General features: G+C 60.8%; 16 protein-coding genes and 1 pseudogene. 7 read left to right on the forward strand and 10 right to left on the reverse strand.

Going from position 1 to position 20,020, the window contains the following annotated elements; genetic code table 11:
- Window positions 1-106: 106 nt before the first annotated feature.
- The 4 genes from BN1137_RS11065 to BN1137_RS11080 form a co-directional block, all read right to left on the reverse strand.
- Window positions 107-853, reverse strand: a complete 747-nt coding sequence (locus BN1137_RS11065) for a substrate-binding periplasmic protein (RefSeq protein WP_157433727.1) — start codon at window positions 851-853, stop codon at window positions 107-109.
- An 80-nt stretch (window positions 854-933) separates the two neighbouring features.
- On the reverse strand, window positions 934-1,617 hold the full coding sequence (locus BN1137_RS11070; RefSeq protein WP_050718712.1) for a hypothetical protein: 684 nt from the start codon (window positions 1,615-1,617) through the stop codon (window positions 934-936).
- 57 nt (window positions 1,618-1,674) lie between these two features.
- Complete coding sequence (locus tag BN1137_RS11075) at window positions 1,675-3,048, reverse strand: alkaline phosphatase (protein ID WP_050718673.1); 1,374 nt, start codon at window positions 3,046-3,048, stop codon at window positions 1,675-1,677.
- Between the two features lie 11 nt (window positions 3,049-3,059).
- On the reverse strand, window positions 3,060-4,451 hold the full coding sequence (locus BN1137_RS11080) for an alkaline phosphatase (RefSeq protein ID WP_050718674.1): 1,392 nt from the start codon (window positions 4,449-4,451) through the stop codon (window positions 3,060-3,062).
- Window positions 4,452-4,791: 340 nt separating this feature from the next.
- Between BN1137_RS11080 and ylqF the strand changes: the two genes are divergently transcribed.
- The 3 genes from ylqF (at window position 4,792) to BN1137_RS11090 (ending at window position 7,347) form a co-directional block, all read left to right on the forward strand.
- Window positions 4,792-5,742, forward strand: a complete 951-nt coding sequence (ylqF, locus tag BN1137_RS11085) for a ribosome biogenesis GTPase YlqF (RefSeq protein ID WP_050718675.1) — start codon at window positions 4,792-4,794, stop codon at window positions 5,740-5,742.
- Window positions 5,743-5,926: 184 nt separating this feature from the next.
- The gene (locus BN1137_RS22430; protein WP_157433724.1) at window positions 5,927-6,139 is read left to right on the forward strand and encodes a hypothetical protein; all 213 of its coding nucleotides are present in this window, start codon (window positions 5,927-5,929) and stop codon (window positions 6,137-6,139) included.
- Window positions 6,140-6,198: 59 nt separating this feature from the next.
- Entirely contained in the window at window positions 6,199-7,347 is a 1,149-nt protein-coding gene (locus tag BN1137_RS11090) for an MFS transporter (RefSeq protein WP_050718676.1), read from the forward strand.
- Window positions 7,348-7,673: 326 nt separating this feature from the next.
- On the opposite strand, the pseudogene BN1137_RS23170 reads toward BN1137_RS11090, so the two are convergent.
- From BN1137_RS23170 to dinG, 3 genes and pseudogenes are all read right to left on the reverse strand, one after another.
- Window positions 7,674-7,852 (reverse strand): annotated as a pseudogene (locus BN1137_RS23170) (histone deacetylase); the annotation flags it as partial.
- A gap of 115 nt (window positions 7,853-7,967) precedes the next feature.
- Complete coding sequence (locus BN1137_RS11095; RefSeq protein WP_050718677.1) at window positions 7,968-8,627, reverse strand: YccT family protein; 660 nt, start codon at window positions 8,625-8,627, stop codon at window positions 7,968-7,970.
- A 157-nt stretch (window positions 8,628-8,784) separates the two neighbouring features.
- Complete coding sequence (dinG, locus tag BN1137_RS11100; RefSeq protein WP_050718678.1) at window positions 8,785-10,857, reverse strand: ATP-dependent DNA helicase DinG; 2,073 nt, start codon at window positions 10,855-10,857, stop codon at window positions 8,785-8,787.
- Window positions 10,858-11,243: 386 nt separating this feature from the next.
- Between dinG and BN1137_RS11105 the strand changes: the two genes are divergently transcribed.
- The 3 genes from BN1137_RS11105 (at window position 11,244) to BN1137_RS11115 (ending at window position 14,827) form a co-directional block, all read left to right on the forward strand.
- Window positions 11,244-12,281 (forward strand): porin, encoded by a 1,038-nt coding sequence (locus BN1137_RS11105; RefSeq protein ID WP_050718679.1) that lies wholly within the window; start codon window positions 11,244-11,246, stop codon window positions 12,279-12,281.
- Between the two features lie 216 nt (window positions 12,282-12,497).
- A complete protein-coding gene (locus BN1137_RS11110) occupies window positions 12,498-13,439 on the forward strand; it encodes a hypothetical protein (RefSeq protein ID WP_050718680.1) in 942 nt (313 codons plus the stop codon).
- Between the two features lie 197 nt (window positions 13,440-13,636).
- Window positions 13,637-14,827 (forward strand): amino acid aminotransferase, encoded by a 1,191-nt coding sequence (locus BN1137_RS11115; protein ID WP_050718681.1) that lies wholly within the window; start codon window positions 13,637-13,639, stop codon window positions 14,825-14,827.
- A gap of 83 nt (window positions 14,828-14,910) precedes the next feature.
- Here BN1137_RS11115 and BN1137_RS11120 read toward each other — a convergent pair whose 3' ends face one another.
- The 3 genes from BN1137_RS11120 to BN1137_RS11130 all read right to left on the reverse strand — a co-directional run bounded on the left by BN1137_RS11120 (window position 14,911) and on the right by BN1137_RS11130 (window position 17,601).
- Entirely contained in the window at window positions 14,911-16,434 is a 1,524-nt protein-coding gene (locus BN1137_RS11120) for a helicase HerA-like domain-containing protein (protein WP_050718682.1), read from the reverse strand.
- 148 nt (window positions 16,435-16,582) lie between these two features.
- Window positions 16,583-17,089: a DUF2062 domain-containing protein gene (locus BN1137_RS11125; RefSeq protein WP_050718683.1), complete on the reverse strand. Its 507-nt coding sequence runs from the start codon at window positions 17,087-17,089 to the stop codon at window positions 16,583-16,585.
- Window positions 17,083-17,601 carry a DUF2062 domain-containing protein gene (locus BN1137_RS11130; RefSeq protein WP_050718684.1) on the reverse strand — a complete coding sequence of 173 codons (519 nt, stop codon included), beginning with the start codon at window positions 17,599-17,601 and terminating at the stop codon, window positions 17,083-17,085. Before BN1137_RS11130 ends, BN1137_RS11125 begins: the two co-directional genes overlap by 7 nt.
- A 28-nt stretch (window positions 17,602-17,629) precedes the next feature.
- Here BN1137_RS11130 and BN1137_RS11135 point away from each other — a divergent pair, with 28 nt between their 5' ends.
- Window positions 17,630-19,867 carry a DNA internalization-related competence protein ComEC/Rec2 gene (locus tag BN1137_RS11135; protein WP_083443429.1) on the forward strand — a complete coding sequence of 746 codons (2,238 nt, stop codon included), beginning with the start codon at window positions 17,630-17,632 and terminating at the stop codon, window positions 19,865-19,867.
- Window positions 19,868-20,020 lie beyond the last annotated feature (153 nt).

Here is a 20,020-nt window from a genome sequence, read left to right on the forward strand (position 1 = left end):
GGGCGGGGGCTCAGCGGGGTGTGAGCAGACTGGAAAAAATCATGAGCGCTTTCATGTGGATACCATAACCATTCTGGGCGGCTTTGGCAATTGTCCCGACTCGCGCTCAGGGCGCCTGATAATCGTACTGCTTGAGGATGCGGGCCAGGCTGCCATCGCGCCGCATTCCCTGGATGGTCTTGCGCCAGCGAGTGGCCTCTGCGGGGGAGAAATCGGGGTGGGCGGCGAGGTAGATGGCCGTGCGTTGCAGGGTCTGGCCACGCACCAGGTTGGCCAGCGGCAACCCGGCCTGCTGCTGATTGTAACGGGCGCTGTTCCAGGCCACGGCCCAGCCCTGAATGCGGCCCCGTGCCAGCTTGCTGGCGTTGCTTATCTCCTCCGCCACCCTCTCCACCTGTATCCCGGGGATGGGCTGGATCAGGCTCTCGCCATAGGAGCCACGCATCGCCCCTATGGTGGGCGCAGGGGTCAGCGCGGACAGCGTCTTGACGAAGAGCGGATCGGCATGATGCCGCTGGTCGCTGACCAGCACGAAGGCTTCCTCCAGCAGGGGGACAATCCAGAGCAACTGGGATGCTCGCTGCGGGCTACGCACCGGTGGCAGCAACAGCACGTCGGGGCGGTGGCGAGTCTGGATGAGGGCGCGGGCCAGCGGCATCATCTCTATGGTCAGCGGCTCGTGCAACCTGCGCGCCGCCTCTTCCAGCACCTCGATGGCCATGCCGCTCGGGGCGCCCTGTTGGGAGCGAATGACGAAGGGGGGCACGTCGGCCGCGATCACCGTCACGGCATGGGCCATGGTCGCCATCAGCCAGAGAGGGCTGAGGAGGAAAAGCAGGGCAAGAGTGCGCATGGAGAGCCGATGTGGAGATGGGAACACTGAGTGTATCATTCCACGGGTTCAAAGCGGCCCACCCCACTCGGGGGAGCGCCTCAGTCGAAGAAATCGCGCAAGTCCAGACTCTGGTAGCCATCGAGTTGCTGCCAGGGCAACTGCTTGGGCAGAGATTTGGGGGTCACCTCCATCCGGTAGCTGCGATAGCCATCCAGGCTCGCGGATTCCACTACCAATGGGATCTGCCACTGACTCGACCAGAGGATGCGGGTGCGCTGCCTGCCCTCGCGTTTCTCGTACCAACGCGCCTGATTGGGGGCCGCCTCATCGAGGGGGGTCATGCCCTGCAACAGGGCCGGATCCACCAGATGGCGGATCTTGTCCCAGTCCGGGGTGAAGCCGACCTGACCGTACTCCTCCGCGGGCACCTCTACCAGCTGGTTGTGCCAGGCATCGGCGTAGCGCAGTTGCAGCCCGTCATCTTGCTCATGGGTGACCCAACGGGCCGCCATCTGGTGGGTGAAGTGTTTGTGGCCAGGATTGGCGTCATGGGTGGCGTGATAGGCGCGGGCAAGGGGCAGGGGAATGAGCCGTTGGCTCCACACCTGATCGCCGACACGCATCCATTTCTCCTGCCACTCATGCTGTTTGGTGACGCCATCGCTGCTGGTCACGCTGTCCTGGTAGCGGATACGGGCCGCAAGATCGGGGACCTCGTCGGCCCGCGCCTGGGTAAGGAGGGTGCTGCCGAGCAGCAATAAAGGGAGCAAGTGTTTCATCATCATTCGTCGCTCGAAAGAGCGGGGGTCCCTGCGCCTTGGCAGCCGGACCCCCGTGTCTTACAGGCCGAGCGCCTCCCGCAGTTTGCCGAACACCTTGGTGTTGTCCAGTGTGCCCTTGAAGCGGTTGCTGCCGGCGCCACCGGCGAACAGCATGACGTCGCCGCCACCGTGGGTCTCGGAGCCGAGCTTGACGCCGGTCTCCTGCAGGTAATCATCCGCCATCACCTGATCGCTGGTGAGGGTGGGGCGCAAGTCAGGGCGATTGGGGCCGTTACCGAACACCAGGGTGGTGAACGGCTTGCCGTCCACGTCGTTCTGGGTCGAGCCATCCTGGTTCTTGACCAGATCCAGCACCGGGTTGCCCTTGGCGGAGTAACCGTTGATGGTCATGGTGTGATCGTGATCCGCGGTGACCACGATCAGGGTGTTGGCGAGATCCACCTTAGCTAATGCCGTCTTCACCGCCTCGTCCAGCGCCACCGCATCGGTGAGGGAGCGTTTGGCGTTGGTGGCGTGCAGGGCGTGATCGATGCGCCCCCCTTCTACCATCAGGAAATAGCCCTGGCTGTTCTGGCTCAACAGATCGATCGCCTTGGCGGTCATCTCGGACAGGGACGGCTGGGTGTTGGCGGCCCCCTTGGCGACGCGGTCCAGCTCATAGTCGAGGTGGGACTTGGCGCTAAAGAGGCCCAGCACCTTGCCGCTGCCGACCTTGGCGAGATCGGCCTGGGTGGTGACGTACTGATAGCCCTGGGTACGAAGCTCTGCGGTGAGATCCCGGCCATCGGCGCGGCCACCCTTGTTGCTGGCGCTGTAAGGCGTCCAGTGGTTGGCTCCGCCCCCCAGCAGCACATCCACTCCGTCCCCCAGCGCCGCGTTGAAACCGGCGCCGCCCGGCACCGCCTGCTCGGCGATGGCGTATGCCGCATCCCGGTGGCAGATGTGGGAGTAGGTGGCCGCCGGGGTGGCGTGGGTCAGCTCTGTGGTAGTGACGGCGCCGACCGATTTCCCCGCCGCCTTGGCCAGCTCGAGGATGCTGGACACAGGGGCGCCGTTGTCGCTGGCGCAGTTGTTGACGCCTTTGTTGCCGTTCACATCTTTGCCGGGCGCCACGGCCTTGGTGTCACTGCTCATGGCGATCACCTCGTTGTTCATCTTGACGCCCGTGGTGTAGGCCGCCATGGAGGGGGCCGAATCCGTGGTCTGGGCGTCGTTGGAGAAGGTCTTGATGCGGGCGCTTTGGGGCAGCTTCATCATCTCCAGATTGCCTTCTTCCCCCACCTTGAACAGGCGGGTGGCTGTGAGCACGGTGGGGCCCATGCCGTCACCGATAAACAGGATCACATTCTTGGCGTCGCTGGCCTGGGCCTGGCCTGCCAGTGCCCCCAGTAGGGCGGTGCATACGAGGGTTTTGTTCATGCTTGTTTTCATCTGAATGTTCCTTACAGCTTGGCTGCGGCCTTGACCTTGCCAAACACGGCGGTGTTGTCGAGAGAGCCGTGGAAGCTGTCCGCTCCCTGGCCGATGGCGCCGAGGAAGACGTCGGTGCCGCCGTGGGTTTCGTTGCCTATCTCACCGACCTTGACCACCACTTCCTGGTGATAGTCGTTGGCCGAGACGGTGGCGTCATCGAGGGCGGCCACGCTGCTGCGCGGGCCATCCACCCGGTTGTAGCCGTTGCCAAAGCCGATGATGGTGTAGGGCATGCCATCGCTGTCTTTGCTGGGCTCGCCAGTCTCGTAGTTTTTCACCAGTCCGAGCACGCCCGGATTGCTGGCTGTGGTCTTGCCGGTGCGTTTGGCATAGCCGTTCAGCACCAGGGTGTGGTCATGATCGGCGGTGACCACTATCAGGGTGTTTTTCAGCTCAGGATCGGTCTTTTTCACCTCGTCGATGGCGGCCTTGATGGCATCGTCGAAGGCGAGGGTGTCTTGCAGGGCGCGCTTGGCGTTGGTGTCGTGCAGGGCATGGTCGATGCGGCCCCCTTCCACCATCAGGAAATAGCCCTTCTCCTTGTCCTTGAGCTGCTTGATGGCTGCCAGGGTCATCTGGGCCAGTGACGGCTCGTTGGCCGGTCTGTCCAGGTCGTATTTCATGTGGCTTGAGCCAAACAGCCCCAGCAGCGGCTTGTTGGCATCGGCCTGATTCAGCTGATCCAGACTGCTGGCGAACTGATAGCCCTTGGCCTGCATCTCCGCGATGAGGTCACGGCCATCGCTGCGCTTGCCCTTGGCTGTAGTGGGCAGGAAGAAGCTGCTGCCGCCGCCGAGCACCACGTCCAGCCCCTCTTTCAAGGCCGCGTTGTAACCGGCGCCACCCGGGACCAGCTGGGCGGCGATGTCGGCCTCCAGATCCCGGTTGCAGATGTGGGCATAGGTGGCGGCCGGGGTGGCATGGGTCACCCGGGTGCTGGTGACCACGCCGGTGCCGCGGCCATCGGCCTTGGCCAGCTCCAGCAAGGTGGTGACCGGTTTGCCGGCGCTCTTGCTGCAGTCGCTCTCCTGGGTGGCGTCGCTGTCCATGCTGATGACACCATTATTGCTCTTGACCCCGGTCATGTAGGCCGCCATGGAGGGGGCCGAGTCGGTGACTTGGGAGTCGTGGGAGAAGGTCTTGATGAAGGCCGTCTCCGGCAGGGTATCAATGGTGAGGCTGCCCTCTTCACCGACGCCGTAGATGCGGGCCGCGGTCAGGGTGTTGAGGCCCATGCCGTCACCGAGGAAGAAGATCACGTTCTTGGCGCTGGGCTCGGGGGTGGTGCTGTCGTTTGTGGAATTGCAGCCGGCAGCCAGGGCGGCGCCGATCATCAATGCAAGTCCTGCCATTTTTCTCATTGGGGTTCGCTCCTTGTAAAACCTGAGCGCAGCCTAACGGTGGCAAATGACACTTTTAGTGGATACAGATGACAATCCGGTGACGGTGCTATCTAAATGTGATGATGTATCAATCACTTATTGATGATAACTCTGTCACTTTAGGCAACTTGGCAGGGCGATCCGGTCCGCGTCACCGGCTTGGTGGTTTGCGTCTCTCGGGCTAGAATGGCCTGTCAAATTGCGGCGCCAACGGGTAAAATGCGCCCCCTTGCGACGCCAGACGTCCGCCACCGCTCGGCCCTCGCCGCTCGTTCTTATAGCAAGCCAGCGCCCGCAGCCCTTACTGAGAGTCACGGATATGTCCATCAACTGGTTCCCCGGCCACATGCACAAGGCCCGCAAAGAAATTGCCGAGGTCATGCCCCAGGTCGATGTCATCATCGAGATGCTCGATGCTCGCATCCCCTTCTCCAGTGAAAACCCGCTGGTGCCCGAGCTGCGCGGTGATACCCCGGTGATCAAGGTGCTGAACAAGGCGGACCTCGCCGATCCTGCCATCACCGAGCTGTGGGTGGCGCACATGGAAAAAGAGAAAGGGATCAAGGCATTGCCTCTGACCCAGCAGGAGCCGGAGAAGATAAAGAATCTGCTGGCCCTGTGCCACGAGATGCTGCCTGAGCGCAACTTCGACCTGCGCGGGGTGCGCGCCATGATCATGGGCATCCCCAACGTGGGCAAATCTACCCTGATCAATACTCTGGCGGGGCGCACCATTGCCCGCACCGGCAACGAGGCGGGGGTGACCAAGTCCCAGCAGCGGATCAAGCTCGACAACAACGTCATCCTGACCGATACCCCGGGTTTCCTCTGGCCCAAGCTCAATCCCCCTTCCTGTGGTTATCGGCTGGCGGTCACCGCGGCCATCAAGGATACGGTGTTCGACTATGCCGACATCGCCATGTTTGCCGCCGATTACTTTATCAAGGCTTATCCGGAGCGCATCAAGGCGCGCTACCAGATTACGGACTTGCCAGAGACCGAGATTGAGCTGCTTGAGCTGATCGCCCGCCAGCGCGCCTTCGTGCGCAAGGGGGGCCTCGCCGATCTGCACAAGGCGTCCGAAATCCTGGTCAACGAGTTTCGCTCCGGCCTGCTGGGTCGCATCTCGCTGGAGACCCCGGAGATGGTGGCGGCCGAAATCATAGCGGCGGAAGAAGAGGCGGCGCAGAAGGCAGCAGAGAAGGCCGAGCGGGAAGAGGAGCGCCAGGCGCGCGCCCGTCGCAAGTACGCCAAGAAGCGTCAGAAATAGCCGCCATTGTGCTTGGTATAAAGAAGAGGCGACCCCTGGGTCGCCTCTTCTGTTTATGGCGTTCAGGGTCAGAACAGGGGCCAGGCAAGACAGCGGTGCACCTTGGCCGACATTATGGTGCGCCTCCTCGGTGAGGCGGGAGCCGCAGCTGTCAGTAGCACCGGTCGCAGTCACAGGGTGCTTTGTGTTTGTCCTGCCTGTTCTCGAAATAACAACAGCACGTATTAATTTTGATGTTTCGGCTGGTACGTTTAACAGGGAGTGCCTTGCCGTGGCAGTTAAATATCCCGTCAATCAAGAAGATAAATTTGATGTCGAGTGGGCACTTTGCAGTGAAGAGAAACGGCTAAAACCCCTGGATGAGAAAAAGCCGCTTGGGCCATCTCAGGCTGATTGACAATGGTGTTGGCGGTGGCATGATGCGCTCGCATTTTGCATATCCTCAAGGTTTCCCCCATGACCACCTACACCCGGCCAGTGCTGTTGTTGCTCTGTGGCCTGCTGCTGCTTACTCTGGCTATCGCGGTGTTGAACACCCTGGTGCCGCTCTGGCTCGCCCATGAAAAACTGCCGACCTGGCAGGTGGGCATGGTCGGCTCCTCCTATTTCAGCGGAAACCTGCTGGGGACCCTGCTCGCGGGGGCGCTGATAAAACGGGTCGGGTTTAACCGCAGCTACTATCTGGCGTCCCTGCTCTTTGCCGTGGGCTGCGTTGGGTTAGGGATAACCCTCGGATTCTGGAGCTGGCTCGCATGGCGATTCATCGCTGGGGTCGGCTGCGCCATGATCTGGGTGGTTGTGGAGAGCGCGCTGATGTGCAGCGGCACCTCCCACAATCGTGGCCGTCTGCTGGCCGCCTATATGATGGTCTATTACGCGGGCACAGTGCTGGGGCAACTCCTGGTCAGCAAGGTGCCGACGGGCCTGATGGAGGTGCTGCCCTGGGTGACAGCGCTGGTATTGGCGGCCATTTTGCCACTGCTGTTCACTCGCCTCGTTCACGATCGCGGTGAGCCGCAGGCCACTACCCTGGTGTGGCCCATGCTGCGCCTGCGTCAGGCCCGTCTCGGGGTCAACGGCTGCATCATCTCCGGCATCGTACTGGGGTCGCTGTATGGGTTGATGCCGCTCTATCTGAACCATCAGGGCGTGAGTGATGCCGGCATCGGCTTCTGGATGGCGGTGATGGTGAGCGCCGGCATCCTGGGACAGTGGCCCATCGGCCGCCTGGCGGACAGGTTCGGGCGATTGCAGGTGCTGCGGGTACAGGTCTTTGTGGTGATCCTGGGGGCCATGGCGATGCTCGGCAACGCGGCCATGGGGCCGACGCTGTTTATCCTTGGCGCCGCGGGTTTTACGCTCTATCCGGTGGCCATGGCCTGGGCCTGCGAGAAGGTCGAACAGCATCAGCTGGTGGCCATGAACCAGGCGCTGCTGCTGAGCTATACCATCGGCAGCCTGCTCGGCCCGACCTTTACTTCGCTGCTGATGCAGCACTATTCCGATAAGCTGCTGTTTGTCATGATCGCCTGCGTCTCTTTTATCTATCTGCTGATGTTGCTGCGTAAAATGGGCGAGCATCCGACGCCGGTGGCCCATGCCTGATGGCCCAAGAGGCGCGCCTGTAACGGGTGGGCCTGATTGGCGGGAAAAAACGCGGTAGAACACTGTTGTGCTTTATATAAAGAAGAGGCGACCCTGGGTCGCCTCTTCAGTTTTTGGTATGTGGGAAATCACCTTCTTTCGATAACGCGATGCAAGGGGCTAGCCAAAGCGCCGCCGGGCTTCCTCAAATAGTGACTGGAGAAGCTCTATGAACTACATTTCGTGATTATTGTAGTCGTATTAACTAAATTTATTATAATTCGTGGTTAAGTTAACTTTAAATATTTAATTTAATGGTGATGTTATCTGATGTTGGTCGCATCGATACCCCCCTGCACGGCGGTGATGGCCAGGCCATGCTGCTTCGCGCAATCGAACACCATAAGTCCTATAGGCGCACGCCCGCATCACTCAAGGCGAGATAATCGAGCTTATCGACCTGATGCACGTCGACCCCGGCCTGATAGAGGATGATTTCCGGGCTGTAGAGGTGCTGCGTTAGGGAGGATAGGAGGAGCCGCTGCGATGATGAAAGGATGCGCAGGGACAGGAGATCCGAGTCAGTGAGACATAAAAAAGGGGAGCCATGCTCCCCTTTTTCTGTGGGCACCAGGGTGCCGTTACTGCTGCTGGATAACCCAGATCTGGAAGGCTTTGCGGGTTTCCGCATCGGCCTTATTGTACCAGCTTTGCAGCTGGGTCAGGGCTTCTGGGTTGCTTTGGGCTTTGCTCGGAGCCACTTCAACCGGCGCGCTGGCGGCGGCCATCACGGCGGCGGTGGAGACGGCGACCGTCTTCGGCTGGTTGAAGGCCTTGCCCATCTTCAGCAGCTCTTGCTGATAGTCACGGGTCAGCTGGAAGCCGCCCACGGTCGGCATCACGAACTGTTCGCTCTCGACCACTTGGCCGCTGGCTTTGTCCTTGAGCAGAACTTTCTGATCCTTGATGAAACGCTTGGCTTCATCTTCCTTACGAGGTTTCTTGAAATCGAGGAACAACTGCTGGTTGTCGCCGGCAGTGAAGTTGATCACCAGGGGCTCGGCAGTCACCAGTTTGGTTTCGCTACGGCTGGAGTAGTTACCTTCGAAGGCCACGACGACCTGGTGCTTGCCAGCACTCAGGGGGAAGGTGCTGGTTTTCTCGAGCAATTTGGGATTGATGGTCTCACCATCAAGCAGTTGCACCACGTAAGGGGTTGTTATTTCCAGTTGGCTATCAGCCAGGGCGCTACCTGCCCACAACAGACCAGCCAGGGCCGGCACCAGAACAGTCAGTTTCATTTCATCTCCTTTGAACAGTCAGGCAAGTGCCCACTGAAAAATAGGGGGTCATTTTTACAGGTTTGCTGCACAGCGGCAATAGGCGTTTAGGGCGTCTCTGGCGGGGTGGGCAGCCATTTTTATCGTGGGAAAGAGGGCAGGCAGCGAATTGTATTGCCTATTCCACCCGCCGGGTGAAGGGAGGCAGGGCGTCGAGCAGCCCCTTGCCGTAGCGTTTGGTCAGCAGGCGGCGATCGAGGATGGTGACCCGGCCCCGATCGGCTTCTTTTCGGATCAGACGGCCACAGGCCTGGATCAGTTTTCGGGATGCTTCTGGCACCGTCAGTTGCAGGAAGGGGTTACCCCCCCGTTTCTCGACCCACTCGGCGGTGGCCTCTTCCACCGGCGAGTTGGGCACGGCGAAGGGCAACTTGGTGATCACCAGATTGGTGAGGTAGTGGCCGGGCAGATCCAGTCCCTCGGAGAAGCTGCCGGTACCAAACAAGATGCTGGCCTGACCGCCGTCGCATTTCTGCTTATGCAGGGTGAGCAGGGCATTGCGTGACGCCTCTCCCTGCACCAGCAGCGACAGTCCCTTGGCTCGCAAACCGACCGCCACCTCGTTCATCTGCCGGTAGGAGGAGAACAGCACCAGGCTCGCCTCCTTGCCGGCCAGCAGGCGTGGCAGTACCTCGACCAGCTCCTGGGTAAACGCGGGGGCGCTGGGCTCATGGTTCATCTTGGGCAGATAGAGCTCCGCCTTGTGGTAATCAAACGGGGATCGCAGGCGCAGATAGCGGGTACCATCGTGCTCTTTGAGGCCGACCTGATGACGGAAATAGCTGAAAGAGGAGAGGGCGGTGAGGGTGGCTGACACCAGCACTGCGCCGAGGCAACGGGACCAGAGCCACTCCTCCAGCAGGTAGCCGACTTCGATGGGGGAGGCGTGCAACCAGATGTCGCCATCGTCGCTTTTGGCCATCCAGCGGGCGAGCGGGGTCTTGCCGGCGGGGACATGGCGGCCCAGCATCTCCCACAGGGCGCAGAAGCTCTCCAGCCGCTGCAGGTGAAAACCGCTTTCCGCCAGCAGGGGTTCAGCCTCCTTGCGACGAATTTCGCCATCCTTGAGCGCCTCGCCGATGGCGCCCTGCATCCGATCCAGTGCCCGCAGTGCCTTCTTGCTCGCCTCTTTCAGGTTCTCCGCCAGCATGGGCAGGGGATCTGGCAGCACCCCATCGGCAAAGCGGTGGTGCTGTTCGCTGCCAAACAGCTGATCGTTACCGGCGAGCCATTGCTCCAGCGCCTTGAGATCGGGCTGCAGGGAGGCCAGTGCGTCCTGCAGTTTGAGTTGGGGATCGAGCAAGCTCTCCTTGTTGAGGGCGCGGGCCAGCTTGCCGGCACTCTGCGCCAGCTTCTCCAGCCAGCGGCGAGAGCCCTTCACACTGGCCGAGGCGGCGCCGTGATCCCGCGCTATGGTGGGCAGGTGATGGGCTTCATCCAGCACATAGATACACTCGTCCGGTGGCGGCAATATGATGCCGCCACCCATGGTGAGATCCGATAGCAGCAGGGCATGGTTGACCACCAGCACATCGGCGGCATCCATGTCGTTGCGAGCGCGATGGAAGGGGCAGTGCTGATGGTGGCTCAGGGCCTTGTTGCAACTGTGGCGATCGGCGGCGATCCGCTCCCAGCACAGATCCGGGATGGGCTTGGGCCAGTTGTCCCGATCGCCATCCCACTTGCCCTCGGTATAGGCCTGCCACAGCGCCTGATAACGCGTCTTGTCGGCATCCGTCGGCTTGTGCTTACTCAGTGCGCCGAAATCCAGCTCGAAGTTGGCCATCTCGGCACCGTTGGCGGCCTGCTCCAGCAGATGCTCGCAGCAATAACGCTGGCGCCCCTTGACCAGCATGAAGCGAAACGGCAGCTCGCTGTGGCGATGATAGAAGGGCAAGTCCTTGTGGATCAGCTGCTCTTGCAGGGCAACGGTGGCGGTCGAGATGATCAGCTTCTTCTGGGTGAGGCGCGCCACCGGGATGGCGCCCTGGGCATAGGAGAGGGATTTACCGATGCCGGTGCCGGCCTCGGCCACCAGAATGCGGCGGGCCCTGTCATATTCCCCGGTCAGGGTCTTGGCGATTTCGGCCACCAGAAAATTCTGCTCCTTGCGCGGGACAAAACCGGGTAAGCCATCGGCAATCTGGCGATAGGTATTGCGAATGGCGGCTTTGAGGCGAGTAGATAGCATGAATGAGGTGTGGCCCTATCGGTGGTGAAGAAAGACAGGATACCCGCAACAGGCCGGTGGGGTCGAGGCGATGGAGAGACGAGAGCTACCGCCTGGGCCCTGCATTTATATTATGAGGACTCAATATGGTGCAATAAACCACCAAAAAGGGACGATTCAAGCAGTGAGTATCGCTGTAAACGTTTTCCCCAGCGGGGCAAACAATGTGAGATTCAGCTCACAAAATTTTTGTTTTGACTATGCATTTGCCAAAAAGTTCCAAGTTTTTTCGTTGCGGATTGGAAAACCCGGTGATAGTCTCGGCGGCATAGTGATGCAAAGAACATCGCTAACACAGGGAATAACAAGGACTTAGTGTTTAATTACAGTAGGCATTGGAAACAACTATGAAAAAGACAATTCTGGCTATCGCTATCCCGGCTCTGTTCGCATCTGCCGCTAACGCCGCAGTAGTTTATGACAAAGACGGTACCTCTTTTGATATTTATGGCCGTGTTCAGGCTAACGTATATGCAGATCACGACGACGCTGATACTGAGCTGGTTGGTTCCTCCCGTCTGGGCTGGTCCGGCAAAGTTGCGCTGAACAACACCTGGTCTGGTATCGCCAAGACCGAGTGGCAAGTATCTGCCGAGAACTCTGACAACAAGTTCAACTCCCGTCACATCTACGTCGGTTTCGACGGTACCCAGTACGGTAAGATCATCTTCGGCCAAACCGACACCGCGTTCTACGACGTGCTGGAGCCGACCGATATCTTCAACGAATGGGGTGACGTAGGTAACTTCTACGACGGTCGTCAAGAAGGCCAGGTCATCTATTCCAACACCTACGGTGGTTTCAAGGGCAAGCTGTCCTATCAAACCAACGATGACGTAGCCGTCAAGGTTACCGACATCGGCCAAGGCATCAAAGAAGACGCCGTTTACGGTCCGAACGTAAAACGTAACTACGGTTACGCTGCTGCCGCCGGTTATGACTTCGACTTCGGTCTGGGTCTGAACGCTGGTTACGCTTACTCCGACCTGGAAAGCACCACTACCTCCGCTTCTGGCGACAAGAAAGAGTGGGCCCTGGGCGCACACTACGCCATCAACGGTTTCTACTTCGCCGGTATGTACACCCAGGGTGACCTGAGCTATGACAATACCCTGGCCGGTAGCAACAAGGACAAGGGCCGTGGCTACGAGCTGGCTGCTTCCTACAACGTTGACGCCTGGACCTTCCTGGCTGGCTACAACTTCGCCGAAGGCAAAGTGCTGTCCAACACCTCCGGTTCTTCTTACGAAGACATGATTGACGAAACTCTGCTGGGCGTGCAGTACAACTTCACTTCCAAGTTCAAAGCGTACACCGAGTACAAGATCCAGAGCATCGACGACAAGGACGACGAGTTCACCGTTGCCCTGCAATACAACTTCTAATCCAGTCTTAGTACTGAGTTAGCGAGTAAACGGCCAAGCATAGCTTGGCCGTTTTGTTTTATATGCCATTAACGCATTGATTATTTAGCCCTTTCCCCTTTCCTTCTCGCACTGCGTCACATCACGTTGTCTCCCTTTTTCCCTTGGTTCCGGGTCGGTAAATCGCTAGATTATTCCTCTCGTTGAAACATGATCGACCAACAGGGAAGCACAGGCTTGATCGATTTCAGTCACCCCGAATGGCGGGCGCTGGCTCAGCAACTGCTGGGCGATGCCCCCTTGCCCGTCCGTGGTCGCCAATGGCAACCCCTCATCGGCATGCTCAAGGACAATCAGCTGTTGCTCGCCCTCGGCAATCATCGCTATGAGCTGACCCCGGCCGGTCGCCGTTATCTCACCCGCGAGTTGATGCTGGCGGAGATGGCTTTGGCGCCCCCCGAGCCGGAAGAGTGGCTGCAAGCCCACGGCTGGCAACTGGGTGAACGGGTGAACGAGCGGGTACTGGCGGCGCTCTATCGCAAGGGGGAGGGCAGCTTCAGCCCGGTGGAGCAGATCAACTTCGAAGACAAGGGTATCCGCTTGTGCCGCGATCAGTCGCTGCGGCTGCGCGCCTCCCGCCCGTTTAGCCTGTTTTTCAGTGGCGGTACTTTGCTGGATGCGGGCCCCTGGTTGCAGAGTCTGGGGGAGGTCGCGCTGCCCGTGCGCACCCTGGAGGGCCTTGGCAAGATCTTGTGGGGGGAGGGGGAGTTCCAGCGGGTGATCAGCACCGATTCCATCGGCGCCTTTGCCGAGCTGAGCTTGCCTGCCGATGCTCTGTTGGTCTGGCTCCCCCCAGAGGAGCCTGGCGCCTTGCAATCCCTGGTTGCCGCCTTGCCGCCCCATGTCATCTGGAGTCACCTCGGCGCCCTGGATCCGGCTGGGGTCGACCGGGTACTGGTGCTGGCCCAGCGACTGGGTCGCCCGGCTAGCTGGTGGCTGCCACAGGCGCTTTCCCCCATCAAGGCGACCTATGCCACTGTGCTGACTGATTCCCGCCCCTGGGAGCCAAGCCGGATCCCGCGGCCATTATTGGCAGTTTGTAGTGATTTAATTGAATCAAACAGTGGTTTGTCCGTCGAGGTCTGCGCCCTGGCGTCAGACTGGCATGCCGTCGGGTAATACAGTGGTGGATATGGTCAAAGATACCCGCGAAAAAGCGGTTTTCCCCTATTGAGCGCGGTGGTATAAAGAGTTGACGAGGCGCCTGCCAAACGGACGCCTTCGTTCGCCACCCTTTGTTTGCCGCTTTTCGTTTGCCATTGTGTTTTAAAAAAGCGCCTGCCACCCAACACATTCAATGGAATACAGGGACTACCATGTTTGAAAAGGTTGTTGCCGCCCCAGCGGATCCGATCCTGGGCCTGACCGAATCTTTCCGTGCCGATACTCGTAGCCACAAGATCAATCTGGGGGTCGGGATCTACAAGGATGAGTCCGGTGCCACCCCCATACTGCACTGCGTCAAGAAAGCCGAACAGAAGCTGCTCGAAGGCGAGAAAACCAAGAATTACCTCGGCATCGAGGGCAATCTCGAATATGCCCGCATCGTGCAGCAGCTGCTGTTCGGGCAAGATGCGGCCCTGATTGCCAGTGGCCGCGCCAAGACGGCGCAAGCCCCGGGTGGTACCGGTGCCTTACGTATCGCCGCCGAGTTCGTGGTGCGCAACGGTCTGGCCAAGACCATCTGGATTTCAGACCCCACTTGGGCCAACCACGTCAGCGTGTTCCAGGCCGCTGGCCTCACCGTCAAGCAGTACAAATACTATGACGCCGCCACGAAGGGGCTGGACTTTGCCGCCATGCAGGCGTCGCTCAGTGAAGTGCAGGCCGGTGAACTGGTGTTGCTGCACGGTTGCTGCCACAACCCGACCGGTATCGATCCGACCACCGAGCAGTGGCAGGCCCTCGCCAAGCAGAGTGCGGCCGCCGGCTGGTTGCCGCTGTTTGACTTTGCCTATCAGGGCTTTGCTCGCGGTATCGAGGAAGATGCCGAGGGTCTGCGCATCTTCGCCGAATGTCACGACGAGCTGCTGGTGGCGAGCTCCTTCTCCAAGAACTTCGGCCTCTATAACGAGCGGGTCGGCGCCTTCACCCTGGTGAGCGCGAGCAAGGCCGTTGCCGATGTCGCCTTCACCCAGGTGAAAGCCGTCATTCGTGCCAACTACTCCAACCCGCCCTCACACGGCGCCGCCGTGGTGACTGCCATCGTCAGTGACCCGGCACTCTACGCCGAGTGGGTGGAAGAAGTGACCGCCATGCGAGTGCGGATCCGCGAGATGCGCGAGCTGCTGGTGGCGAAGCTGGCCGAGCGTGGGGTGAATCAGGACTTTGGCTTTATCCGTGAGCAGAACGGCATGTTCTCCTTCTCCGGTCTTTCCAAGGATCAGGTTGAGCGCCTCAAGAGCGAGTTTGCCATCTACATCGTCGGCTCCGGCCGGATCAGCGTGGCCGGGATCACCCGTTCCAACATAGATCCCCTCTGCGACGCTATCGCCAAGGTGTTGTAAGCGAAGTAATGCGCTTGGATTGAGGTTTACCGCTGACAAAAAGCCCGCCAGATTTGGCGGGCTTTTTTGACTCTGGCCGTGACTCAGCGGCGGCCCTTGTTGCCACCCAGCAGGGAGCCCAGCACGCCGCGTACCAGCTGACGGCCCACCTCGTTGCCGAGGGTGCGGGCCACACTCTTGGCGGCCGTCTGCATCACACCGTCATGCTGACCGCCACGGGGGCCGGTGCGGCCAAATAGCATGCCACTCAGGGCATCGAGCAGGCCCCCTTCCGCCGGTTGGGCTGCCTGAGAGGGGGTTGGCGCTATCTCGGCGTCCTGCTTGTGCTCATCGGGTTTGCCCTTGAGGCGCTCGAAGGCGGATTCCCGATCCTCGGTCTGCTCATATCGGCCATAGAGCAAGGAGCCCTGGATCAGCGACTGGCGCTCGGCTTCATTGAGCGGGCCGATCCGGCTGGCGGGTGGCGCGATAAAGGCGCGCTCCACCACGTTGGGGCGACCCTTCTCATCGAGCAGGGAGACCAGCGCCTCACCCACCCCGAGTTCGGTGATGACGCCGGCGGCATCGAAGGCCGGATTGGCCCGCAGGGTGTTGGCGGCGATCCGCACCGCTTTCTGATCGCTCGGGGTGAAGGCGCGCAGGGCATGCTGTACCCGGTTGCCGAGCTGCCCCAGCACGGTGTCCGGGATATCGGCCGGGCTCTGGGTCACGAAATAAACACCCACCCCCTTGGAGCGGATGAGCCGCACCACCAGTTCGATTTTTTCCAGCAGCGCCTTGGGAGCATCGTTGAACAGCAGATGGGCCTCATCGAAGAAGAACACCAGCACGGGCTTTTCCGGATCCCCCACCTCGGGCAGTTGCTCGAACAGCTCGGACAGCAGCCAGAGCAGGAAACAGGCATAGAGCCGGCTGGACTGGGTCAGCCTGGCTGCCGCCAGTACATTGATGTGGCCGTGACCAGCTTGGTCTGTCTGCAGCAGATCCTGGATATCCAGCATGGGCTCGCCGAAGAAGTGATCGCCACCGGCGCTCTCCAGGGTGAGCAGGTTGCGCAAAATGGCGCCGACGGATGCAGTGGAGACATTGCCGTAGTGGGTGGTCAGCAGCTTGGCGTTCTCGCCCACGAACTGCACCATGGCGCGTAGATCCTTCAGATCGAGCAGCAGCAAGCCTTCATCGTCCGCCACCTTGAACACCAGCTCCAGCACCCCGCTCTGGGTGTCGTTCAGGCCAAGCAGCCGGGCCAGCAGCAGTGGGCCCATGTCGGAGACGGTGGCCCGCACCGGATGGCCCTGTTCGGCGAACAGATCCCAGCACAGCACTGGGTTGGGGGAGAATGTGGGGGCGCTGATACCGAGTTGGGCCAGCCGGGCATCCAGTTTGGCTGACGGCGTGCCAGCTGCGCCGAGCCCACCGAGATCTCCCTTCACATCCGCCAGAAACACCGGCACACCGATGCGGGAGAAGCCCTCGGCCATGACCTGCAAGGTGACGGTTTTGCCCGTGCCGGTGGCGCCGGTGATGAGGCCATGACGATTGGCCAGCGCCGGTAGCAGGCTGATGGGGCGGCCATTGGCATAGGCGACGGTCAGTGGTTCGGCCATGGAGGACTCCTTATTTCGGTCGGTCGTACGCGTTGTACAAAGAGAAATCAGGCTGATAGGAGTGTGGTGGCAGAGGCATGGGATGGCAAGGCGATGGCGTCGTCAGATGAGGGCGTGGCGCGGCTCATCATGGTGACGAGTCAATGACTTAGGGGGTATGAGAGCGCTGTTTGCCGAGCCTGCCCAGCTGCAGCAGCAACAGGGTGAGCAGGGCACCGGCGGCAGCGGTCAGCAGCGCCAGCAGCAGGCTGCCAAGCAGGAAGGGAGGCATCAGGGTAGCCGCCTCATGCTCCAGCCAGTGCAGGGACCAGGTGAGATGGAAGGGCTCTGGCGTCTGTTGCAACAGCAGGCAGCCGGTGCGATACGCATAGAGGTACATGAAGGGCAGGGTCAGCGGATTGTTGAACCAGACCGCCAGCAGGGCCAATGGCAGGTTGAAGCCAAAGACCACCGCCAGCGCTACCGCGATGAGGGAGTGCATGGGCACCGGGATCCAGCTGGCAAAGAGCCCGGCGGCAATGGCGCCACACAGGGCCCTGCGGCCATGCTGCCACAGGGCGGGGGCAAACAGGCGCTCCCCGAACAGGGCAAACCACTTCTGCTGGCGCAGGGTATCCGGGTTCAATTTGAGACGAGCCAGCCAACCACTCAGCATAGGCGCGCCGTCTTGCGTCTCTGCCATTGGCGCACCGTGTTGATGCGCCAGAAGGTGCGAATGAAGGCGTAGCCAATCAACGAACTCAGGATGGCGAGCACCAAGGATCCCAGCAGCAGCGGTGGGGCCAGGGTTTCAAACACCGAGACCAGCCAGGCCCAGGTGAACTCGATGTCGATGTGCTGGGAGGGTTGGCCCAGCAGTTGGCAGCCGACCAGATAGGCGGCATAAAACAGTGGCGGCATGGTGAAGGGGTTGGAGAGCCAGACCAGCGCCACCGAGAGTGGCAGATTGACCCGAAATGCGATGGCGCCTCCGGCCGCCAGCAACATCTGGCAGGGCAACGGGATCCAGGCCATGAACAGACCGACTGCGAAGGCGCCTGCGGCAGAGCGGCGATTGAGATGCCACAGGTTGGCATCGAGCAGCAGCTTGCCAAACAGCCGCAAATGCTTGTGTTCCTTGAGCTTCTCCTGATCGGGTAGCCAGCGTTTTATGAGTCGTTTGGGCATGTTTGAAACCTTGCTAAATACTTGCTCAATGGATCTGCGTCTGTTGTGCTTTGCCCTTGGGGCAAGCTCCTCACTGCTCTGGCCCTGGTTACCTTCGCTGGCATGGGGAGGGTTGCTGCTGGCTCTTGCCGCCCCGCTTGCTTTTGGTCGCCATTGGCGGCTGCTGTTCCTGTTGCTCGGCATGCTCTGGATGCAGCTCAACTTGCCGTATCGGCTGGCCTGGCTGGATAGCCTGGAGGCGCAGACAACCCACATCATAACCGCACGGGTGCAAAGTACGGAGCCCTCAGGTGATAAACAGGGAGATAAATTTGTCCGCCTGCTGCTGCGGGTGGTGACCCTGGATGAGCGCTCCCTCACCCCTGAGCCTCTGATCCGGCTCAACGCCTATCAGGCGCTGCCGCCGATGCCGGCGGGCAGTGCTATCACGCTGGTGAGTACCCTCAAACCCGCCCACGGGCTCGCCAACGAGGCGGGCATGGATGGGCGGCGCCTGCTGCTCGGCAAGGGCATCACAGCGACCGGCAATCTGCGCCGGGTGATTGAGATAAAAGAGGTACCTCCGGGCTGGCGTGAACGCTGGCTGGCGCAGGCGAATGCCGGTTGGCGGGGGCTAAGCCAGGCCCCCTTGCTGGCGGCGCTCAGCTTCGGTGAGCAGGCGGGCATCACGGACGGGCAGTGGGATCTGTTTCGCGGCAGTGGCCTGACCCATATCATCGCCATCTCGGGTCAGCATATCGCTCTGGTGGCGGTGCTTGGCTGGTGGCTGGGACGACTGTTCGGGTTGCGTGGCGCTATCCTGGTCTCCCTGTTGTTTGCCGCGACTTACAGCGCCCTGGCGGGATTTGCGGTGGCGACCGAGCGGGCACTCATCATGGTACTGGTCTGGAGCCTGCTGCGCTGGCTGAAACGGGACTGGCCTAGTTATCGCATCTGGTTGTGGGCCTTCGTTGTCATCACGCTCTGGGATCCCCTAGCCCTCTATTCGGCCGGATTCTGGCTCTCGTTCATGGCGGTGGCCTTGCTGTTGCTGGCCGGTTATCTGGATCCCAAGCCCGGTCTGGTGCGGCTGCAGTTCTTGTTGCTGCTGGGGCTGCTCCCCTTGCAACTACTGCTGTTCGAGGGCATGGCACCGCTGGCACTGCTACTCAATCTGCTGGCCCTGCCGCTGTTTTGTATCGGTATCATCCCGCTCGCACTGATTGGCGTGTTGCTGGCGCCACTCTCCAGCGATCTGGCCCACGGCCTGTTCTGGCTGGCCAATCTGGGATTGGAGTGGGTGTTGTGGGGGCTTGGCCTGCTGGCCGAACATCTGCAACTCTGGTGGCCGGTACCTGACTGGCTGATGCCCGCCAGCATCCTGCTCATCTTGCTGTGGGGTGGCTGGCAGTTGCCGGGTGGCCGCCCCTTGCTGCTGCCGGTGGCAGCGGCCCTGTTGCTGGCGGCCTGGCCAGCACCAGTTCGTTGGCAAATACGAGTGTTGGATGTGGGGCAGGGGCTGTCGGTGCTCATCACCCGTGGGGAGCGCGGCATCCTGTATGACACCGGCGATCGCTATCCTGGCGGCTACAACATGGCGGATGCAGCCATCTTGCCGCAGCTCAATGGACTCGGCGTGCGGGTGCTGGACGCGCTTATCATCTCTCATAAGGACAAGGACCACGCCGGTAACAGGGACGCCATCCTGCGGGCGGTGCCGGTACGCCGTGAACTCTCCTCATTCAAATTCGCGCAAAGCACTGAGCTGTGTCGGCGTGGCCAGCAGTGGCGCTGGCAAGGGCTTGACTTTGCCGTGCTCTGGCCCGAGCGACCGGGCGCCGGTCACAACAACGATGGTTGCGTGCTGCAGATAAGTGACGGCCAGCAGCGCATCCTGCTCAGCGCCGATATCGAGAAGGAGGCGGAGCGCCGCCTGCTTGCGCTCGAAGGGGAGGGGCTTGCCAGCACTCTTGCCAGTACTCTTTCCAGCACTCTGCTGGTGAGTCCGCACCACGGCAGCCGCACCTCCTCGACCCCGGTTTTCGTGGCGGCGGTAAACCCTGCGTTTGTAGTGCACAGCGCAGGCTATATGAATCAGTGGCAATTTCCCCGCCCCGAGGTGGTGGCGAGATACGAGCATGCCAGACAGTGGGTGACCGGTCAGGATGGCGCCATTCTGATCGAGGGCGGGGATCACGGGCTCGAGATCCGGGCCGAGCGCGGACAGGGGCCCTGGTATCGGCGAGGCGGCGCCTGGTGGCGACCCCGCCTCTGGCGAGAGGAATAAGCCGTCATTTCGTCTCTTTACGTCTGAAACCGCTAGAAATGATTCAAATTTGCTCTGGATGGGAGCTGCGGGTTGAGGGTATCCGCATGGCGGCACTTGGTGGTTGCCCAAGCTTTGGCTAGAATAGCCCGTCATTTCCCTTATTAACGGCTA

The organism is Aeromonas tecta, from assembly GCF_000820185.1.
GTDB lineage: Bacteria > Pseudomonadota > Gammaproteobacteria > Enterobacterales > Aeromonadaceae > Aeromonas > Aeromonas tecta.